This window comes from Variovorax sp. E3 (genome assembly GCF_016082275.1).
GTDB lineage: Bacteria > Pseudomonadota > Gammaproteobacteria > Burkholderiales > Burkholderiaceae_C > Variovorax.
The window spans coordinates 55,848-74,110 of sequence record NZ_MOWM01000003.1 but is presented as its reverse complement, the minus strand read 5'-3'; the positions used below and the strand labels follow the sequence as shown (position 1 = coordinate 74,110).

Genomic DNA, 18,263 nt, shown 5'->3' with positions numbered 1-18,263 from the left:
GTTTCCGTCGTGCTGCTGACGTTGGTCATCGTCTATCTGCTGGTCACCATCGCGATCGGCCTCTATGCCGCGAAGCGGGTGAAAAACACCACCGACTTCGCCATTGCCGGGCGGCACCTGCCGCTGTTCATGATCGTGACGACCACGTTCGCCACGTGGTTCGGCTCCGAAACGGTGCTCGGCATTCCGGCCAAGTTCATCGAAGGCGGCCTCAACGGCGTGGTCGAAGACCCGTTCGGCGCGGGCACCTGCCTGATCCTGGTGGGCCTGTTCTTCGCGGGCAAGCTCTACCGCATGACGCTGCTGACCATCAGCGACTACTACCGCGAGCGCTTCGGCCGCGGGGTCGAGGTGGCGTGCTCGCTGATCATCATGCTGAGCTACCTGGGCTGGGTGTCGGCGCAGGTCACGGCGCTGGGGCTGGTGTTCAACCTGCTGTCGGCCGGTGCCATCAGCATCCCGATGGGCATGGTGATCGGCGTGGTCTCGATCCTGGCCTACACGCTGTTCGGCGGCATGTGGTCGGTGGCGGTGACCGACTTCATCCAGATGATCATCCTGGTGTCCGGCCTGGCCGTGATCGCCATGTTCGCGGGCGACATGGCCGGCGGCGCCGACAAGGTGGTGGCGTTCGCGGTCAGCAAGGACCTGTTCAAGTTCTGGCCCGAGCCGAGCTGGCACGACATGATCTTCTTCTTCGCGGCCGCCATCACCATGATGCTGGGCTCCATTCCGCAGCAGGACGTGTTCCAGCGCGTGATGTCGGCCAACAGCGTGAAGGCCGCCACGCGCGGTCCGGTCATCGGCGGCGTGGCGTACATCCTGTTCGCCTTCGTGCCGATGTTCCTGGTGGCCAGCGCGCTGCTGATCATGCCGGAGCAGACGGCCACGCTGCTCAAGGAGGATCCGCAGAAGGTGCTGCCCACGCTGGTGCTGCAGAAGATGCCGTTCGTGATGCAGGTGCTGTTCTTCGGCGCGCTGCTCTCGGCGATCAAGTCGACCGCCTCGGCCACCTTGCTGGCGCCCAGCGTCACCTTCACCGAGAACATCTGGCGCCAGTTCCGCCCGTCGGGCACCGACCGCCAGAACCTCATGACGATGCGCATCACGGTGCTGCTGTTCAGCGCCGCCGTGCTGGCCTACGCCATCCGCATGCAGGGTACGCCGATCTACGAACTGGTGTCGGGCGCCTACCAGGTGCCGCTGGTGGGGGCTTTCGTGCCGCTGGTGTGCGGCCTGTACTGGCGCCGCGCCACCACGCAGGGCGCCATCGCCTCGATCGCGCTGGGCATCGGCGTGTGGCTGCTGTTTCTGGCCGTACCGGCCTGGGGCGCGGTGTTTCCGGCTCAGTTGGCGGGCGTGCTGTGCTCTTTCGGGGGCATGGTGGTCGGGTCGCTGTTGCCGCAATGGCTAGTGGACACTCACACGCCGCACCGGCCTTTGGCCACGGAACCGGCGTGAAGCTCGGGGCCGGGGCCCACGCCGGGCCCTGTTTGGCGGGGTCGCCCCTATAATCGAGGGCTTTGCGAGCGGCAGCTGCGCCGCTTTTCCCCACCCGATTTCCCATGCCCATCTACGCCTACAAGTGCAGCGCCTGCGGCTTTGCCAAAGACGCTTTGCAGAAGATGTCCGACGCGCCTCTCACGGTGTGTCCGGCGTGCGGCGCGAGCGCTTTCGAAAAACAGGTCACGGCCGCCGGCTTCCAGCTCAAGGGCTCGGGCTGGTACGTGACCGATTTCCGCGACGGCGGCGGCAAGAAGTCCGAACCGGCCACGCGCCCGCCTCGAGCGACGCCGCCAAGTCCGGCGAGTCTTCTTCCAGCGCCACGCCCAGCCCCGCCCCGGCACCGGCCGCACCCGCTGCGGCCCCCGCGCCCGCTGCCGCCACCGCCAAGAGCGGCGACTGAGACCCTCGCCATGCTCGCCCTGCGCAAATGGTTGTTCTCCGGCTTGCTGGTGATCGTTCCGCTGTTCATCACCCTCGCGGTGCTGAAGTGGATCATCGACACGCTGGACCAGACGCTCTGGGTGCTCCCGGGCGCATGGCAGCGCTGGCTGTTCGAGAACAACATCCGCGGGCTGGGCGTGCTGCTCACGCTGGCCATCCTGCTGGTGGTCGGCGCCATCGCGAGCAATTTCGTGGGCAAGCGCCTGCTCGGCTGGGGCGACGCCGTGGTGCGCCGCATTCCGGTGGTGCGCTCCATCTATTCCAGCGTCAAACAGGTGTCGGACACGCTGTTCTCCGAGAACGGCAATGCCTTCCGCACGGCCGTGCTGATTCAGTGGCCGCGCGAAAACGTCTGGACCATCGCCTTCGTGACCGGCGCGCCGGGCAACGAGGTGGCCGCGCACCTGGGCACCGAGGAGTTCCTCAGCGTCTACGTGCCGACCACGCCCAACCCCACGGGCGGCTACTTCGTGATGCTCAAGCGCAGCGATTGCATCGAACTCAAGATGAGCGTGGACGAAGCGCTCAAGTACATCGTCTCGATGGGGGTGGTCGTCCCTGGCGGCCCCGCCGTGCTGGCGACCAAGCCATCCAACTCATAAAAACGAACGCGCCGTCAAGGCGCCGGAAGTCCTCTCTATGGCCATGCGTACTCACTATTGCGGTCTCGTGACCGAAGCCCTGATGGGCCAAACCGTTACCCTGTGCGGCTGGGTCAACCGTCGCCGCGACCACGGCGGCGTGATCTTCGTCGACGTGCGCGACCGCGAAGGTTATGTGCAGGTGGTGTGCGACCCCGATCGCGCCTCCACCTTCGCCGTGGCCGAGAACCTGCGCAACGAGTTCTGCGTGCAGATCACGGGCCTGGTGCGTTCGCGCCCCGAAGGCACCACCAACGACCAGCTCAAGAGCGGCAAGATCGAAGTGCTGTGCCACGAGCTGAAGGTGCTGAACCCCTCGGTCACGCCCCCGTTCCTGCTGGACGACGACAACCTGTCGGAAACCACCCGCCTCACGCACCGCGTGCTCGACCTGCGCCGCCCGGCCATGCAGCGCAACATGATGCTGCGCTACAAGGTGACGATGGAAACGCGCAAGTTCCTCGACGCCAACGGCTTCATCGACATCGAGACGCCGATGCTCGGCAAGTCCACGCCCGAAGCGCGCGCGACTACCTCGTGCCCAGCCGCGTGCACGACGGCAGCTTCTTCGCGCTGCCGCAGTCGCCCCAGCTGTTCAAGCAGCTGCTGATGGTGGCCGGCTACGACCGCTACTACCAGATCGTGAAGTGCTTCCGCGACGAAGACCTGCGCGCCGACCGCCAGCCCGAATTCACGCAGATCGACATCGAGACCTCGTTCCTCGCCGAAGAAGAAATCCGCGAGATGTTCGAAGGCATGATCCGCAACGTGTTCCGCAATGCCGCGGGCATCGACCTGCCGGTGTTCCCGACCATGACGTACGGCGACGCGATGTTCAAGTACGGCTCGGACAAGCCCGACCTGCGCGTGAAGCTCGAATTCACCGAACTGACCGAGCTGATGAAGCGCGTCGAGTTCAAGGTGTTCTCGAACGCCGCCACCATGGCCGGCGGCCGTGTCGTGGCACTGCGCGTGCCCGGCGGCGGTGCCGAAGGCGGCATGTCGCGCGGTGAAATCGACGCCTATCAAGAGTTCGTCAAGATCTACGGCGCCAAGGGCCTGGCCTACATCAAGGTCAACGACGCGGCAGCCGGCCGCGACGGCCTGCAGAGCCCGATCGTGAAGAACCTGGACGACAACACGCTGGCCGAGATCATCGCCCGCACGGGTGCCCGCAACGGCGACATCCTGTTCTTCGGCGCCGACAAGGAAAAGGTCGTCAACGACGCCATCGGCGCGCTGCGCGTGAAGATCGGCCACAGCGCCTTCGGCAAGAAGACCGGCCTGTTCGACGACCGCTGGGCACCGCTGTGGGTGGTCGACTTCCCGATGTTCGAGTTCGACGAGGAAGGCCAGCGCTGGAGCGCCGTGCACCACCCGTTCACGGCCCCCAAGGACGGCCATGAAGACCTCATGGACACCGCGCCCGAGAAGTGCATCGCCAAGGCCTACGACATGGTGCTCAACGGCATCGAGATGGGCGGCGGTTCGGTGCGTATCCACCGCGAGGAAGTGCAGAGCAAGGTGTTCCGCGCGCTGAAGATCAGCGCCGAGGACGCACAGCTCAAGTTCGGCTTCCTGCTGGACGCGCTGCAGTACGGCGCGCCCCCGCACGGCGGCATCGCCATCGGCCTGGACCGCCTGGTCATGCTCATGACCGGCGCCGAGTCGATCCGCGACGTGATCGCCTTCCCCAAGACCCAGCGCGCCCAAGACCTGCTGACGCAGGCCCCGAGCCCGGTCGACGAGAAGCAGCTGCGCGAACTGCACATCAAGCTGCGGAACACGCCTCAGGCGGCCTGAAAGGCCTGAGACCTCGCAGGTGGGCTCTGGGGCGGTTGATGGCTAAAATGGCTAATCACTGCGCCGGAGCCGCCATGCAGATCACCGCCACCGAAGCCAAGAACCGATTCGGCTACTACCTCGGCCAAGCCGAACGTGAGCCTGTTCACGTGCTCAAGAACGACCGCGTGGCGGCGGTGATCGTCTCGGCGGCACGCTTTGCCGAACTCGAGGCGCTCGAGCAGAAGAAGACGCTTGCCCAGCGCAAGCGCGAATTCAACGAGCAGTACCAGGACTGGATCGCCGAGCAGAACGCGCGCTTCGACGAGCATGGCCTGTGGTGCGATGGGTTGGTCGCCTGGCAGGATGCTCCCTGAGTGGCGCAGTTCGACATCTACGACAACCCGCGGCCCGAAGCGCGCCAGATGGTTCCTTTCGTCGTCGACGTGCAGAGCGGGCTGCTCGACCATCTGCCGACGCGCCTGGTGATGCCCCTGTTTCGCATTGGCGTGCGGCAGGCGCCGGTCAATCTGTGTCCGATGGTCGAGATCGGGGCCGAAACCTTTTCGCTCATGCCTCAGCTCGCGGCGCCATTGCCCGCGCGTCTCCTGAAAAAGCCGGTGGCGTCCCTCGCACCGCGTGCGGGAGAGGTCATGGCCGCCATGGACGCCGTTCTCAGTGGCTTCTGACGCACGCCCCTTCAAGATCCCGGAGTCGGTGCTGGTCGTGATCCACACGCCCGCCCTCGACGTGCTGCTGATCCGGCGCGCCGACGCCGAGAGCGACTTCTGGCAGTCCGTCACCGGCAGCAAGGACCTGGCCGACGAGCCGCTCGCGCTCACGGCGGCGCGCGAGGTGGCCGAGGAAACCGGCATCCAGTGCGGCGAGGGCACCGCGCTGGCTTCGCAGCTGGTCGACTGGCAACTGCGCAACGTCTACGAAATCTACCCCCGCTGGCGCGCCCGCTATGCACCCGGCGTCACGCACAACACCGAGCACCTGTTCGGCCTGTGCGTGCCCGGGCGCCTGACGCCGAAGCTCGAGCCCCGCGAGCACACCGACTGGAAATGGCTGCCCTACCGGGAGGCGGCCGACGCCTGCTTTTCCCCGTCAAACGCCGAAGCCATTCTGTTGCTGCCAGAATTTGCGCGATGAACCAGCCGGCCGCACCAGCAGCAACGACGACAGCCGCAGCGCACAACCTCCGGGTCGCGACCTACAACATCCACAAGGGTGTGCAGGGCATCGGGCCCGCGCGCCGGCTCGAAATCCACAACCTCGGCCACGCCATCGAGCAGCTCGATGCCGACATCGTCTGCCTGCAGGAAGTGCGCAAGATGAACCGCCAGGCCGCCGCCCGCTTCGCGCGCTGGCCCGAGCTGCCGCAGGCCGACTTCCTCGCGCCCGAGGGCTACACCGCCGTCTACGAGACCAATGCCGTCACGCGCCACGGCGAGCACGGCAACGCGCTGCTCACGCGCTGGCCGGTGATCCGCACCAGCCACCAGGACATTTCCGACCACCGCTTCGAGCAGCGCGGCCTGCTGCACGCGGTGATCGAGGTCGAGGGCCGGCCGGTGCATGCCATCGTGGTGCACCTGGGACTCATCAAGGGCAGCCGGGTGCGGCAGATTGCCCGCCTGCGCGAGTTCATCGACCGCGAGGTGCCGCCCGACGAGGCCGTGGTGGTCGCGGGCGACTTCAACGACTGGGGCGCGCGCATGCGCTACGCCATGAACGCCATGGGCCTGCGCGACACCAGCGACCTGCGCGGCCCGCGCACGCTCACATACCCCTCGCGCCTGCCGGTGGCGCAGCTCGACTTCGTCTACGGGCGCAAGCTGGAGCCGCTGGCCTGCGCGGTGCCACGGGGCCCCATCTGGGCCCGCATGTCCGACCACCTGCCCCTGGTGGCCGATTTCTCGCTGGTCTGAGCTCGCCCCCTGCGGCCCGGCGAAGCCGGTTCCGCGGTGTTTCCCTTCAGGGGCATCGAAAAATGATCGCTGCTACCATGCGCGGATGCTGAGGAAAACCGACGTCGAACCCCTTCCCGATCGAAAAGACGACGACGAGGGTACGCCCGTCTCCGTCAAGATCCGCGAGCGCATCACCGCCGCGCGCAAGCGCTTCAACGCCAACGACAACATCGCCGAGTTCATTCAGCCCGGCGAGCTGGAGACTTTGCTCGACGAGGTCGAGGTCAAGATGAAGGGCGTGCTCGAAAGCCTCGTCATCGACGTCGAGAACGACCACAACACCGACAACACCGCGCGCCGCGTCGCCAAGATGTACCTGAACGAGGTGTTTCGCGGCCGCTATGTGCCGCCGCCCCCGCTCACCGAATTCCCCAATGCCGAGCACCTGAACGAGCTGATGATCGTCGGCCCGATCACCGTGCGCAGCGCCTGCTCCCACCACTTCTGCCCGATCATCGGCAAGCTCTGGATCGGCGTGATGCCCAACGAGCACACCAACGTGATCGGCCTGTCGAAGTACGCGCGCCTGGCCGAATGGGTCATGGGCCGCCCGCAGATCCAGGAAGAAGCCGTGGTGCAGCTGGCCGACCTGATCCAGGAAAAGACGCAACCCGACGGCCTGGCGCTGGTCATGGAAGCCGAGCATTTCTGCATGGCCTGGCGCGGCGTGAAGGAAATGGACAGCAAGATGATCAACTCCGTGATGCGCGGCGTGTTCCTCAAGGATCCGAGCCTGCGCCGCGAATTTTTGTCTCTCCTGCCAAGAAAGAGCTGAGCCATGCTGGTCCGACTTCTCTACGCCAGCCGTGCCGTCGACACCAGCCCGGCAGCAATCGAATCGATCCTCGCGCAATCGCGCACGCACAACACGACCTGCGGCATCACCGGCATCCTCTGCTACGGTGCCGGCACCTTCCTGCAGGCCATCGAGGGTGGCCGCATGGCCATCAGCGAGCTCTATGGCCACATCCAGCGCGACGCACGCCACAAGGACGTGGTGCTGCTGCACTACGAAGAAATCTCCGAGCGCCGTTTCGGCGGCTGGACGATGGGGCAGGTCAACCTGTCGAAGCTCAATGCCTCGACGCTGCTGAAGTATTCCGAAAAACCCGAACTCAACCCGTACGCGGTGTCGGGCAAGGTCTCGCTGGCGCTGCTCGAAGAATTGATGGCCACAGCGGCCATCGTCGGCCGCCACTGAGCACGTGGCCCCCGCGCTCGGCACTTCGTCTCCTCGCTGCCACCCGAGGGGGCCGCTCGCGCCCTGGGGCGGCCCGGCGGCGCTCGGTCTCGCGTAGCTCGAGGTGCCGCTCTCCGCATTCGCACTGATCCTGTTGGCCGGGATCATCCATGCCGGCTGGAACATCGTCGCCAAGAAGGCGAACGGCGACGCGCGCTTCAGCTTCCAGACCAGCGTGTTCAACATGCTCGTCTGGGCGCCCGTGGGCATCACGCTGGGCTGGAACGTGGTGCCGGGCTGGGGCAGGGCCGAGTGGGGCTTCGTCGTGCTCAGCGGCGTGCTGCACGTCTTCTATTTCGTCGTGCTGCTGCGCGGCTACCGCAGGTCGGACCTGACCGTGGTCTATCCACTCGCGCGCGGCTCCGGGCCGTTGCTGTCGTCGCTGGTGGCGGTGCTTTTCCTCGGCGAGAAGATCAGCCTCTTCGGCGTGGCCGGCATCGTGGGCGTGGTGCTCGGCGTGTTCCTGGTGGCGGGCGGCCCGAAGCTGTGGCGCAAGGCGCACGACCCGGTGCAGCGTGAACGGGTGCACAAGGGCATTCGCTACGGCGTGCTGACGGGCGGCTTCATCGCGGCCTACACGGTGGTCGACAGCTATGCGGTCAAGTTCCTCGTCATGTCGCCGATCCTGCTCGACTATTTCGGCAACCTCGTGCGCATCGTGCTGCTGCTGCCGGTCGCGCTGAGGGACCGCGCGACGACCGCGCGCCTGTGGCGCTCGCAGTGGAAATACGCGCTGCTGGTGGCGGCGTTCAGCCCCGTGTCGTATGTGCTCGTGCTGTATGCGGTGCAGCAGGCGCCGATCTCGCACGTGGCGCCGGCGCGCGAAGTGTCGATGCTGTTCGCCGCGCTCATCGGCGGCCACCTGCTGCGCGAAGGCGACCGGCTGCTGCGGCTGTTCGGCGCGGTGCTCATCGCCGCTGGCGTGGTGGCGCTCGCACTGGGCTGAGGCCGTGGTGCTGCTCTTCGGCTGCGATTTTTCCAGCGCGCCCACCGCGCGCAAGCCCATCGTGGTGGCGGTCGGCCAAGCGGCCGAGAAGAAGCGCGTGACGTTGACCGGCCTGCATCGCTTCGCTTCGCTCGACGAATGGGGCGACTGGCTGCGCGCCACGCCCGCATGGGTCGGCGGCTTCGACTTTCCGTTCGGCCTGCCACGCGAGCTGGTCGAGCACCTGGGCTGGCCCACGCAGTGGGAGGCGCTGATGCACCACTACGCCGGCCTGAGCCGCGCGCAGATCCGCGACACCTTCGCCGCCTTCTGCGCGGGCCGCCCCGTCGGCGGCAAGTTCGCGCACCGGGCGACCGACGTGCCCGCGGGATCGAGCCCGTCGATGAAATGGGTCAACCCGCCGGTGGCCTACATGCTGCACGCCGGCGTGCCCCGCCTGCTGGCGGCCGGCGCGCGCATTCCCGGGCTGCACACGGGCACGCATGCCGGGCGCATCGCGCTGGAGGCCTATCCGGGCCTGCTGGCGCGCGAGCTGATCGGGCGGCGCAGCTACAAGAGCGACGACCGGCGCAAGCAGACGCCCGAGCGACTGGCCGCGCGCACCGACCTGCTGGCGGGGCTCGAAGCCGGCACGTCGCGGCTCGGCCTGCGGTTGGCCGTCACGGCGGCGCGGCGCGCCGAGTTGCTGGCCGACGGGTGCGGCGACGACATCGACGCCGTGCTGTGCCTGCTGCAGGCCGCGTGGGGCCTGCAGCGCGCCGCGAGCCGGGGGCCGGGCCATGGCCTGCCCGAGGTTTTCGATCCGCTTGAAGGATGGATCGTCACCGCCTGAGCCTTGTTGTCCTACACCGCTTCGGGCTCCCGGCGGCATTCGTGGCCGCGCGCCGACGCCTAGATTGAAGGCAGTGGGTCATACCGGCCCACGGTATTTCACCCCCTCACAGGAAGGAAGCGACATGAACAAGGACCAAGTGGCAGGACGCGTCGAAGAAGCCAAGGGCAAGATCAAGGAAGTGACCGGCAAGGTCGTCGGCAACGAAAAGCTCCAGGGCGAAGGCGTGGCCGACCAGGCTGCCGGCAAGGTGCAGAAGACCTACGGCGACGTAAAGGAAAAGGCCAAGGACGCCATCAAGTCGGGCGCCGACAAGCTCTGACCGGCTGGACGGGGTTGCGCGCACGAGGCGTGCAACCCTCTTTTCATCGCACAGCGCGATACGCGACAGGAGGAATTCAAATGAACAAACCCAACCAATCCATGGCCATGCCGCATTCGCGCGCGTGGCTCGCCGTGCTCGTGGCCGGCGCCGCCTTGACGCTGGCCGCCTGCGACAAGTCGGACAACCGCACGGCGGGCGAGAAGCTCGACAGCGCCGTGGCGAAGACCGAAAAGGCCGCCGACACCGCCGCCGCCAAGACCGGCGAAGCGGTCAAGGAAGCCAAGGCCAAGGTCGATGCGTCCGGCACCACCACCGAGGTGAAGGAAGGCATGGCCAACGTGAAGGAAGCGGTCAAGGACGCCGGCGCCGCAGTGAGCGCGACGGTCGACGACGCGGCCATCACGCCTCGGTGTCCGCGGGCCTTGCGAAGGACCCGGACCTGAGCGCGATCAAGATCAACGTCGACACCAAGGCCGGCGCGGTGAGCCTGAAGGGCCCGGCCCCCACCGCCGCCGCCAAGGCGCGCGCGGAAGAGATTGCCAAGGGCGTGCAGGGCGTGACCTCGGTGGACAACCAGCTCGAAGTGAAGGGCTGACCGGCCGCGATCAGCAACAGGCGATCAACCGCCAAAGAGAAAGCCCGGAGTGTCCGGGCTTTTTCTTTGGCTTCTTTGGTTTCTTCGGCGGGGCCACTCGGGCCCCGGTCGCATCGGGCTCAGTGGCCGAGCCAGTCCTTCAGCTCGTCGGCATGTTCCTCCTCGTCGGAGAGGATGTCTTCGAGCATGCGGCGGGTGGTCGGGTCCTTGTCTCCGATCAGGGCGATCATCTGGCGGTACGACTCCACGGCGATGCGTTCGGCGATCAGGTTGGCGCGCACCATGGCCTGCAGGTCGGTCGACTCGTCGTAGGCGGCATGGCTGCGGTCCAGCAGGTGCGAGGGCGCGAAATCGGGTTCGCCGCCCAGTTGCACGATGCGCTCGGCAATGCGGTCCGCATGGCCCGACTCTTCATTGGCGTGCACCAGGAACTCGTCGGCGATGGCGGGTGATTCCACGCCGTTGGCCGTGAAGTAGTGGCGCTTGTAGCGCAGCACGCAGACCAGTTCGGTGGCCAGCGCGTCGTTCAGCAGCTTGACCACGTCGTCGCGCCAGGGGCCGTAGCTGGGCGTGACGGCGCCGTCGTCCAGGCTCTTGCGCGCGGCGTCCAGGCCGCCCTGGTCCAGCACCAGGTGCTTGTGTCCGGAGGCCTTGGGAGATGAGGAAACATCGGCTTTCATGGAGGGTCCTTTCGTGGGGGGCTTTGGGTCTTCTGCATCAACGTGTTGACGATGTCAGCCACGTCGGATGTCTTCAGTACCGCCGCCAGCACGGCCGTGACCGACAGCAGGCGCCACGGCTTGACGAGCACCAGCACCGCGCCGGTCGCCGCAGCGGCGGCCATCAGCTTGGCGGGCTGCTTGCGGGCGTAGTTCTCGAGCAGGGGGCGGGCCAGTTGGCCGACCGCGTGCGCGGGGTGGCGGCGCCACCAGCGCTCCACCACGCTGCGGCCCATCGAGAGCCAGACGTTGTTGCCGGCCCGGCCCCGTGAACGGGGTTCGTGCGCGAGCGCGTCCGGCGTGTCGTGCCGGGCGTATTCCAGGTCGTCGTCCGGCTCCTGGGCCGTCGCGTAGCGCGGGGCACGGGCCGGCTCTTCGCCGCCGTTCAGTTCGCGGACCAGCGCGCGGCGCGAGAGCGCCAGGCGCTGCTGCGGCGTCAGGGGCGGGCGTTCAGCGCTGGCCATGGTGGGCTCCGGCGTTGTGCAAGGCCTGCAGGTCGGCCTCGAGTTGGGAGCGCAGGTCGTCGAAACCGTAGCTCGGGCTGGGGCGCGTGGCGTACCAGGCGCAGATGGCCGCGATGACCACGGCCACGCCCGGCACGATGACCAGCACCCAGTGAAAGCTGCCATGCAGCACGCCGAGCAGCACGGCCACGCCGATCAGCCCGAGGGCCAGCATGGCGCTGGCCGCGGCCAGCACCCCCGCGACGATGCGGGCGACGAGGCCGCGCCCCGCCTGCGCAGTTTCCTGGCGGACGAGGGCGGCGTAGTTGGCGAGGTGTTCAGCGACGAGTTCCGGATGCCCGAGCACCGTGGAGAAAATCGGATGAAGCATGGTGCCGGGAATCGGTGGAACGAAGGTTCAGCGGATCAGTAGTCGTCCCGGCTGCGGCGGCTGGCCAGCACGATGAGTGCCGTGATGGCGGCGCCGGCGGCCGCGGCGATCAGCACCGAGCGCACGGGCTGGTCGGAGATGTAGCGGCCCGTGACGTCCGCGGCCCGCTCGATGCGGCGCTGTGCGCGCGCGCTCGTGGTGGACGCCGCGTCCAGGCCGCGCTGAACGGCTTGCTGCACACGCGCTGCCAGTTGCTCGACGGCCGGCTCGGCGTCGCGGCGCAGTTCGCGGACCTTTTCGCCCGCCGCATTCACCGCGTTCTGTGCATAGGCGCGGGTCGATTCGACTGCTTCGTTGGCGGTCTGGCGCGCGTCGTCGGCGAGTTGCGAGGGAGTCTTGGTCGTGTTCATGTGAAAGTCCTTTCCGGGAAGATGAAATGCGAAGGCCTGTGGATCGTAACTACGCTAGTTGCGTCGGAGCAAGCCGGCAAGGAAGCTCGCGATCGCAAGGATGGCGAAGATCACGAAAAGGATCTTGGCGATACCCACCGCGCTGGCGGCGATGCCCCCGAAACCGAACAGGGCGGCGATCAGTGCAATGACCAGAAAAACCACGGCGTAATGCAGCATGTGGAACTCCTTCGAGGCTTGCCTCGTTGTGTTGAAAACTGCGCATCCGGCGCTCCTGGAGGAAGCATCGGATGGCACAGGAGCAACCTTAAGTGGCCGCCCGCGCCGGACCTGTCAGCGGTCGGGGGCGGGGTGCGTAGGAGATGGCCGAGTGCGCCGAATACGGCCAGGCGCGGCCTCAGGTCGGCCGCACCACCGGCAGCATCGCGCTCAGGCGCGTGCCCTTGCCGGGGGTGGACGAGACCGTGAGCTTGCCGCGCGCCGCCTCCACGCGGTGGCGCATGCCCGCCAGGCCGTGCGTCGACGGGCGCATGCGCTGTGTGTCGAAGCCCTTGCCGTTGTCGGCCACTTCCACGATCACGTGGTTCTCGTAGTTCTTCAGCACGATGGTGGCCTCGCTGGCCTCGGCGTACTTGCCGATGTTGGTCAGGCTCTCCTGCACCATGCGGTAGATGGTGAGCTGGCGCGACTCGTCCATGGTCACGGGCTCCAGCGCCATCTCGATCTGCAGGCCCGAGCGCTCGGCGAACTCGCGCCCCAGGATTTCCAGCGACGCCACCAACCCCAGGTTCGACAGCGACGACGGCCGCAGGTCTTCGATGATGCGGCGCTTCAGCGCGATGCCGCTGTTGAGCAGCTCGGTCAGATGCTGCAGCCGCTGGATGGCGTCGGGCGAGTCCGCCAGCCGGGATTTGAGGCGCGCCACGTCGAGCTTGGCGGCGGTGAGCAGCGAGCCCAGCTCGTCGTGCAGCTCGCGCGCGAGGTAGCCGCGCTCGGTTTCACGCACGTCCTGCAGGTGGGTGGCCAGCTCGGCCAGCGAGGCGGTGCGCTCGCGCACCTCGTCTTCCAGCGCATTGCGCTCGCGCTGCAGGGCCTCCTGCTGGCGCTCGCCGATGGAGCGCAGCGCGTGCGTCTGGCGCAGGTACAGGAAGAAGGCCAGCAATGCGGCCAGCGCCACGATGGCGGTGCCGATGCGGGCCAGTTGCAGCGACTTGAGCACCTGCGTCTGGCTTTGCTGCAGGGTGCCGTTGCTGATCTTGACCAGTTCGCCGGCGGTGGCGCGGATCGCGTCCATTTCTTCGCGGCCCACGTCGGTCGTGATGACGAACTTCCAGGCGTCTTCCTTGCCGTCCTGGCGCAGCCGCACGCTCATGTCCATTTCGGCGACCTTGCGCAGCACGTGCTTCGAGAGCTCGGCCAATTGGGTGAGTTCGGCCGGCCGATCGGCGTACAGTTGGCGCAGGGTCGCGAGGTTGCCGTCGACCTGCTTGACCGCGTTGTCGTAGGGTTGCCGGTAGCTGGCCTCGCCGGTCAGCAGGTAGCCGCGCTGGCCGGTCTCGGCGTCCAGCATGTTCTGCAGGATCTGGTTGAGCGTGCCGCGCACCTGCTGCGCCTCGTTGATGTCGGCCAGGGCGCGGCTGGACTGCCGGTAGCCGGCCTCGTTGATGCCGACGAGGGCCAGCGCAGCCAGCGCCGCGAGCAGCAGGCTCACGGCCATTTTTGGAGGGGCTAACCAGTGCATGAAACTTTCAAGGCTGCGTACTACGCAAGTTCGTGAATAATTGACAACAATCAGGGACCCGGCATGTTGCGGCCCGCATGCGCGCAACACAACGACGAAAGTAGCAGATGATCAAAATTGGAATTGTGGACGACCACGCCATCGTGCGATCGGGCCTCCGGCAGTTCTTCTCCGAGCACGTGGACCTGCGCGTGGCGGGTGAAGCGGCCAGCGGGCGCGAAGCCATCGAACTGGTGCGCACCACGGAGCTGGACGTGCTGGTCATGGACCTTTCGATGCCGGGACAGAGCGGGATCGACGCGCTCGCCATGATCCGCGCCAAGGCGCCGGACGTGGGCATCCTCATCTTGAGCGGCTATCCCGAAGAACACTACGCGATGAACCTGATCCGTCAGGGCGCGAGCGGCTACCTGAACAAGGAATGCGATCCGATCGAGATCGTCAACGCCATCCGCACCATCTCGCTGGGCCGGCGCTACATCACGCCCGCCGTGGCCGAACTGCTGGCCCGCCAGCTCGACCGCAAGGACGACGCCGCGCCGCACGAGCAGCTCTCGGAGCGCGAGTTCCAGGTGTTCCTGAAGCTGGCCAAGGGCGAGACCGCCGGCGACATCGCCAAGACGCTGTCGCTGTCCGTGAAGACCGTGAGCACCTACCGCACGCGCCTGATGGAGAAGATGAACCTGTCCTCCAACAGCGACCTGACGTACTACGCGCTGAAGAACAAGCTGATCGACTGAGACCGGCACGGGAGCGGGGAGGGCGCGCAAGGCGGCCTCAACCCGCGGTTCCGGGCGCGGCGCGCAACGCGCTGGCCTGCACGAGGCAGAAGTCGACCAGCGCCTCGATTTCGTTCGACTTGTCGAACACCGCGTCGACCCCGAATTCGGCGCAGCGACGGCGGATGTCCGGCGTCGCGTAGTTGCTGAGCACCACCACCTTCTGGGCCGGCTTGCGTGCCTGGCAGGCCTGCAGCACACCCAGGCCGCTGCCCTGCTTGAGAAAGAGATCGACGATGGCGAGGTCCCACTCGCCGGCATGGCCGAGCAGCCATTCGCGGGCGTGGCCTTCGGTCTCGGCAAAGCCCACGACCGTGGCGCAGGTAAGTTCTTCCAGCGTGCCAATGAGGTTTTCACGGATCGTGAGGTTGTCTTCGACGACGTATGTCTGCAATCTGGGATCCATGCCGAGCCACGCTTCCTCTGACGTTGGCAGGCACATCCGAAGCGACCCCGCCTGCGGGAATGCCTGCATGTGGACATTGAGGCCTCCTTGTCGCGCATCATGCAAGCTTCGTGGACCGGGTGTTGTAGGCGGGTTCCGACGAAGCGTTGGTAAATCGCCGTCGTAGGCAATGCCGCACGGTTTCTGCGGTCCGCAGCCGACCCTGCGCGCCCGCCGCTTGAGGTATTCCATCGATCATGGCAACGAACATCTTTCGCACCCGGCCGCTGTGGCAGAAGCTGCTGGCCTCCATCGTGCTGCTGCTGGGCTTGCTGGTGCTCGTGCTGGCTTTCTTCCCGTGGGACGTGCTGCGCGAGCCGGTCAACCGCTACGTCAGCGAAAAGACCGGCCGCAAATTCGAGATCACGCGCCGGCTCGACGTGAACCTCGGCTGGCGGCAGGCCACCGTGAAATTCGACGGCATCGAGTTCGCCAACCCCGACTGGGCGCGCGACCCCTACCTGGTCAAGGCGGACCGCGCCGAGTTCGACATCCGCATCTGGCCGTTGGTCGGCAGCAAGGTGGTCATTCCGCGCCTGGCGCTGTTCTCGCCCACCGTGGGCCTGCAGATGGAGGCGGACGGGCGCCGCACCTGGGCCCTGGGCAAGGACACCTCCGACTCGGGCACGGTGCCCAGCATCGGCCTGCTGCAGGTCGACACCGGCGCGGTCGACTTCCTGGCCAAGCACCTGGGCGTGGACCTGCATGCCGACCTGAGCTACGACACCCGTCGCGGCGAGATGCCGCTCGACTACCGCATCAAGGGCCGCTACAAGGGCCAGCCGCTGACCGCCAGCGGCCGCACCGGCAACGTGCTGCAGATCAACGCGGCGGGCGCGCCGCCGTTTCCCATGGAGATCAACGCCGCGGCCGGCCAGACCCAGCTGAAGGCCGCCGGCACCGTGGCCGAGCTGTCGGGGCTCGACGGCATCGACGCCAAGTTCGAGCTGAAGGGGCAGACGCTGGGCGCGCTGTTCCCGCTGCTGGGCATCGCGCTGCCGCAGACCTCGCCCTACGCGCTGAGCGGCGACCTCAGCAAGCGCGGCAAGCTGTGGGGCGTGGCCGGGCTCAAGGGCAAGCTGGGCTTGTCGGACATTGCCGGCGACATGAAGTTCGACCAGGCGGGCACGCTGCCGCACCTGTCGGGCAACCTGCGCTCGCGCGTGATGGACATGGACGACCTGGGCCCGCTGATTGGCCTGCCGCCCACCGCGCGCACCGCCAACACGGTGGAGGGCGTGGCGCCGCCGCCGACCGTGACGCAGGTCAAGCGCCCGGGCGGCAAGGTGCTGCCCACCGCGCCGCTGGACTTCGAGCGCCTGCGCGCCATGAACGCCGACGTCAAATACACCGCCGACCGCATCCAGAACGTGCGCGACATTCCGCTCGACCGTGGCAGCGTGCAGGTGAAGCTGGACACCGGCGTGCTCACGCTCGACCCGCTCGACCTGGGCGTGGCCGGCGGCAAGCTGGGCGGCGCGATCCGCATCGACGCCTCGAAGAACCCGGCCGACATCCGCGCCTCGCTCGACGTGCGCGCCATGCAGCTGGCCCGCCTGTTCCCCAAGCTCGAGACCACGGGCAACAGCGTGGGGCGGCTCGACGGGCGCATCAACCTGTCGGGCTCGGGCAGCACCGTGGCCAACTGGCTGGGCGGGGTGTCGGGCGACGTGGCGGTGATTTCCGGGCGCGGCCAGTTCGGCAACCTGCTGCCGGTGTTCGCGACGCTGGTGGGCGGCGACATCATCAAGTTCCTGCTGCGCGGCGACCGCAACGTGGAGCTGCGTTGCGCGGCCCTGGCCTTCGACGTCAACAAGGGGCTGATGAGCGGGCGCACGCTCGTGGTGGACACCACCAATGCCGTGTTCACCGCCACCGGCCAGGCCAACCTCGCGACCGAGGGGCTCGACTTCGTGGTGCGGCCGGAGCCCAAGAGCAAGAACATCCTGTCGATTCGCACACCGCTGGTGGTGGGCGGCACCTTCGGCGCGCCGAAGGGCGGCCTGCAGGTGGCGCCGTTGGCCGAACGTGGCCTGGCCGCGCTGGCGCTGGGTGCCATCAATCCGCTGCTGGCGCTGGCCGCGACCATCGAGACCGGGCCGGGCGAAGATCGGATTGCAAGGGCGTGCTGGCCGCTGCGAACAGGCCGACGGCCGGTGCGGCGGCCAACGGTGCCGCCCGGGCGAAGGGGGCCAAACAGCCAGTGCCGGTGCCGGTGCCTGCGCCTGCGCCTGCGCCGGTGACGACGCCGGTGCCGGCGAAGCAGCCTTGAAGCGCTAGGCGGCCGGGCGCTGCGCGCAGACGCTGCAGTGCGGGTCGCGCGCCACGCGCAGCGTGTCGAAACCGGTGCTGCGCCCGTCGAACATCAACAGCTTGCCCGCCAGCGACGGGCCGATGCCTGCGAGCAGCTTGAGCGCCTCGCTGGCCTGCAGCGTGCCGATGGTCCCGACCACGGGGCCGAACACGCCCAGCACCGCGCAGCGCGTCTCCTCGAAGGCGGCGTCGGGCGGGAACAGGCAGGCGTAGCAGGGGGAGGCGGCGTCTCGGGTGTCATAGACGCTCAACTGGCCGTCGAAGCGAATGGCCGCGCCCGCCACCAGCGGCTTGGCGTGGGCCACGCAGATGCGGTTGACGAGCTGCCGGGTGGCGAAGTTGTCGCAGCAGTCGACCACCACATCCGCTTCGGCGACAAGGCGGGGCAGCAGCGCCTCGTCGGCTCGCACGGCGTGCGTCTGGATGGCAATGTCGGGGTTGATGTCGCGCATGGCCTGCGCGGCGGATTCGACCTTGGCAAGCCCCACCCGCGCGTGCGTGTGGGCGACCTGTCGCTGGAGATTGGTGAGATCGACCTCGTCGTCGTCGACCAGCACGATGTGGCCGACGCCCGCCGCGGCGAGATACAGCGCAACCGGCGAGCCCAGCCCGCCGGCGCCGATGACCAGAACCCGCCCGGCACTGACGCGCTCCTGCCCGTCGATGCCGAACTCTTCCAGAAGGATGTGGCGCGAGTAGCGCAGCAGTTCGTGATCGTTCATGCTCGCCCCCAGGCTT

General features: G+C 67.5%; 20 protein-coding genes and 4 pseudogenes. 16 read left to right on the top strand and 8 right to left on the bottom strand.

The genetic code is table 11. From position 1 onward, the window contains the following. The first annotated feature begins 9 nt into the window (after positions 1-9). The 14 genes and pseudogenes from BMG07_RS01785 (at position 10) to BMG07_RS01725 (ending at position 10,284) form a co-directional block, all read left to right on the top strand. Entirely contained in the window at positions 10-1,461 is a 1,452-nt protein-coding gene (locus tag BMG07_RS01785; protein ID WP_198082909.1) for a sodium:solute symporter family protein, read from the top strand. Between the two features lie 104 nt (positions 1,462-1,565). Beyond that, a pseudogene (locus BMG07_RS41280) lies at positions 1,566-1,709 on the top strand (zinc ribbon domain-containing protein); the annotation flags it as partial. Between the two features lie 207 nt (positions 1,710-1,916). Beyond that, the gene (locus BMG07_RS41275; RefSeq protein WP_269758547.1) at positions 1,917-2,549 is read left to right on the top strand and encodes a DUF502 domain-containing protein; all 633 of its coding nucleotides are present in this window, start codon (positions 1,917-1,919) and stop codon (positions 2,547-2,549) included. A gap of 37 nt (positions 2,550-2,586) precedes the next feature. After that, positions 2,587-4,391, top strand: a pseudogene (aspS, locus tag BMG07_RS01775) (aspartate--tRNA ligase). A gap of 74 nt (positions 4,392-4,465) precedes the next feature. Continuing rightward, positions 4,466-4,747, top strand: a complete 282-nt coding sequence (locus BMG07_RS01770; protein ID WP_198082907.1) for a type II toxin-antitoxin system Phd/YefM family antitoxin — start codon at positions 4,466-4,468, stop codon at positions 4,745-4,747. Beyond that, positions 4,748-5,059, top strand: a complete 312-nt coding sequence (locus tag BMG07_RS01765; protein WP_198082906.1) for a CcdB family protein — start codon at positions 4,748-4,750, stop codon at positions 5,057-5,059. Then, positions 5,049-5,525, top strand: a complete 477-nt coding sequence (gene nudB / locus BMG07_RS01760; protein WP_198082905.1) for a dihydroneopterin triphosphate diphosphatase — start codon at positions 5,049-5,051, stop codon at positions 5,523-5,525. Before BMG07_RS01765 ends, nudB begins: the two co-directional genes overlap by 11 nt. After that, positions 5,522-6,304, top strand: coding sequence for an endonuclease/exonuclease/phosphatase family protein (locus tag BMG07_RS01755; protein WP_198082904.1), 783 nt, complete (start codon positions 5,522-5,524; stop codon positions 6,302-6,304). Before nudB ends, BMG07_RS01755 begins: the two co-directional genes overlap by 4 nt. Before the next feature lie 85 nt (positions 6,305-6,389). After that, positions 6,390-7,121: a GTP cyclohydrolase I gene (gene folE, locus BMG07_RS01750; RefSeq protein WP_198082903.1), complete on the top strand. Its 732-nt coding sequence runs from the start codon at positions 6,390-6,392 to the stop codon at positions 7,119-7,121. 3 nt (positions 7,122-7,124) lie between these two features. After that, positions 7,125-7,547 (top strand): BLUF domain-containing protein, encoded by a 423-nt coding sequence (locus tag BMG07_RS01745; protein ID WP_198082902.1) that lies wholly within the window; start codon positions 7,125-7,127, stop codon positions 7,545-7,547. A 103-nt stretch (positions 7,548-7,650) separates the two neighbouring features. Continuing rightward, positions 7,651-8,532: an EamA family transporter gene (locus BMG07_RS01740; protein WP_198082901.1), complete on the top strand. Its 882-nt coding sequence runs from the start codon at positions 7,651-7,653 to the stop codon at positions 8,530-8,532. Between the two features lie 7 nt (positions 8,533-8,539). Further along, positions 8,540-9,364 (top strand): DUF429 domain-containing protein, encoded by an 825-nt coding sequence (locus BMG07_RS01735; protein WP_198082966.1) that lies wholly within the window; start codon positions 8,540-8,542, stop codon positions 9,362-9,364. Positions 9,365-9,488: 124 nt separating this feature from the next. Continuing rightward, a complete protein-coding gene (locus BMG07_RS01730; protein ID WP_198082900.1) occupies positions 9,489-9,686 on the top strand; it encodes a CsbD family protein in 198 nt (65 codons plus the stop codon). An 80-nt stretch (positions 9,687-9,766) separates the two neighbouring features. Beyond that, positions 9,767-10,284, top strand: a pseudogene (locus tag BMG07_RS01725) (BON domain-containing protein). 119 nt (positions 10,285-10,403) lie between these two features. Here the strand turns inward: BMG07_RS01725 and BMG07_RS01720 are convergent. The 6 genes from BMG07_RS01720 to BMG07_RS01695 form a co-directional block, all read right to left on the bottom strand. After that, a complete protein-coding gene (locus BMG07_RS01720) occupies positions 10,404-10,964 on the bottom strand; it encodes a bacterioferritin (protein ID WP_198082899.1) in 561 nt (186 codons plus the stop codon). Beyond that, complete coding sequence (locus BMG07_RS01715) at positions 10,961-11,467, bottom strand: hypothetical protein (protein ID WP_198082898.1); 507 nt, start codon at positions 11,465-11,467, stop codon at positions 10,961-10,963. Before BMG07_RS01715 ends, BMG07_RS01720 begins: the two co-directional genes overlap by 4 nt. After that, positions 11,454-11,837: a phage holin family protein gene (locus BMG07_RS01710; protein WP_198082897.1), complete on the bottom strand. Its 384-nt coding sequence runs from the start codon at positions 11,835-11,837 to the stop codon at positions 11,454-11,456. The genes BMG07_RS01715 and BMG07_RS01710 overlap by 14 nt, the downstream gene beginning before the upstream one ends. 35 nt (positions 11,838-11,872) lie before the next feature. Further along, positions 11,873-12,247, bottom strand: a complete 375-nt coding sequence (locus tag BMG07_RS01705) for a hypothetical protein (protein WP_198082896.1) — start codon at positions 12,245-12,247, stop codon at positions 11,873-11,875. A gap of 54 nt (positions 12,248-12,301) precedes the next feature. Continuing rightward, positions 12,302-12,466 (bottom strand): DUF1328 domain-containing protein, encoded by a 165-nt coding sequence (locus tag BMG07_RS01700; protein ID WP_198082895.1) that lies wholly within the window; start codon positions 12,464-12,466, stop codon positions 12,302-12,304. 178 nt (positions 12,467-12,644) lie between these two features. Next, positions 12,645-13,964: a CHASE3 domain-containing protein gene (locus BMG07_RS01695; RefSeq protein ID WP_198082965.1), complete on the bottom strand. Its 1,320-nt coding sequence runs from the start codon at positions 13,962-13,964 to the stop codon at positions 12,645-12,647. A 131-nt stretch (positions 13,965-14,095) separates the two neighbouring features. Here BMG07_RS01695 and BMG07_RS01690 point away from each other — a divergent pair, with 131 nt between their 5' ends. Then, complete coding sequence (locus tag BMG07_RS01690) at positions 14,096-14,728, top strand: response regulator transcription factor (protein WP_007837167.1); 633 nt, start codon at positions 14,096-14,098, stop codon at positions 14,726-14,728. Between the two features lie 37 nt (positions 14,729-14,765). Here the strand turns inward: BMG07_RS01690 and BMG07_RS01685 are convergent, their stop codons facing one another. Further along, the gene (locus tag BMG07_RS01685) at positions 14,766-15,173 is read right to left on the bottom strand and encodes a response regulator (protein WP_198082964.1); all 408 of its coding nucleotides are present in this window, start codon (positions 15,171-15,173) and stop codon (positions 14,766-14,768) included. Positions 15,174-15,409: 236 nt separating this feature from the next. Here BMG07_RS01685 and BMG07_RS01680 point away from each other — a divergent pair. Then, a pseudogene (locus BMG07_RS01680) lies at positions 15,410-17,484 on the top strand (AsmA family protein). Between the two features lie 4 nt (positions 17,485-17,488). Here the strand turns inward: BMG07_RS01680 and BMG07_RS01675 are convergent. Beyond that, positions 17,489-18,247: a molybdopterin-synthase adenylyltransferase MoeB gene (locus tag BMG07_RS01675; protein WP_198082894.1), complete on the bottom strand. Its 759-nt coding sequence runs from the start codon at positions 18,245-18,247 to the stop codon at positions 17,489-17,491. Between the last annotated feature and the right edge of the window lie 16 nt (positions 18,248-18,263).

Excerpts from the sequence above, each read along its gene's own strand:
- BMG07_RS01675 (WP_198082894.1), bottom strand. The coding sequence starts at position 18,247 with ATGAACGATCACGAACTGCTGCGCTACTCGCGCCACATCCTTCTGGAA.
- BMG07_RS01715 (WP_198082898.1), bottom strand. The coding sequence starts at position 11,467 with ATGGCCAGCGCTGAACGCCCGCCCCTGACGCCGCAGCAGCGCCTGGCG.
- BMG07_RS01705 (WP_198082896.1), bottom strand. The coding sequence starts at position 12,247 with ATGAACACGACCAAGACTCCCTCGCAACTCGCCGACGACGCGCGCCAG.
- folE (WP_198082903.1), top strand. The coding sequence starts at position 6,390 with ATGCTGAGGAAAACCGACGTCGAACCCCTTCCCGATCGAAAAGACGAC.
- BMG07_RS01685 (WP_198082964.1), bottom strand. The coding sequence starts at position 15,173 with ATGGATCCCAGATTGCAGACATACGTCGTCGAAGACAACCTCACGATC.
- BMG07_RS01700 (WP_198082895.1), bottom strand. The coding sequence starts at position 12,466 with ATGCTGCATTACGCCGTGGTTTTTCTGGTCATTGCACTGATCGCCGCC.
- BMG07_RS01690 (WP_007837167.1), top strand. The coding sequence starts at position 14,096 with ATGATCAAAATTGGAATTGTGGACGACCACGCCATCGTGCGATCGGGC.
- BMG07_RS01755 (WP_198082904.1), top strand. The coding sequence starts at position 5,522 with ATGAACCAGCCGGCCGCACCAGCAGCAACGACGACAGCCGCAGCGCAC.
- BMG07_RS01745 (WP_198082902.1), top strand. The coding sequence starts at position 7,125 with ATGCTGGTCCGACTTCTCTACGCCAGCCGTGCCGTCGACACCAGCCCG.
- BMG07_RS01710 (WP_198082897.1), bottom strand. The coding sequence starts at position 11,837 with ATGCTTCATCCGATTTTCTCCACGGTGCTCGGGCATCCGGAACTCGTC.
- BMG07_RS01720 (WP_198082899.1), bottom strand. The coding sequence starts at position 10,964 with ATGAAAGCCGATGTTTCCTCATCTCCCAAGGCCTCCGGACACAAGCAC.
- BMG07_RS01770 (WP_198082907.1), top strand. The coding sequence starts at position 4,466 with ATGCAGATCACCGCCACCGAAGCCAAGAACCGATTCGGCTACTACCTC.
- BMG07_RS01730 (WP_198082900.1), top strand. The coding sequence starts at position 9,489 with ATGAACAAGGACCAAGTGGCAGGACGCGTCGAAGAAGCCAAGGGCAAG.
- BMG07_RS01695 (WP_198082965.1), bottom strand. The coding sequence starts at position 13,964 with ATGGCCGTGAGCCTGCTGCTCGCGGCGCTGGCTGCGCTGGCCCTCGTC.
- BMG07_RS41275 (WP_269758547.1), top strand. The coding sequence starts at position 1,917 with ATGCTCGCCCTGCGCAAATGGTTGTTCTCCGGCTTGCTGGTGATCGTT.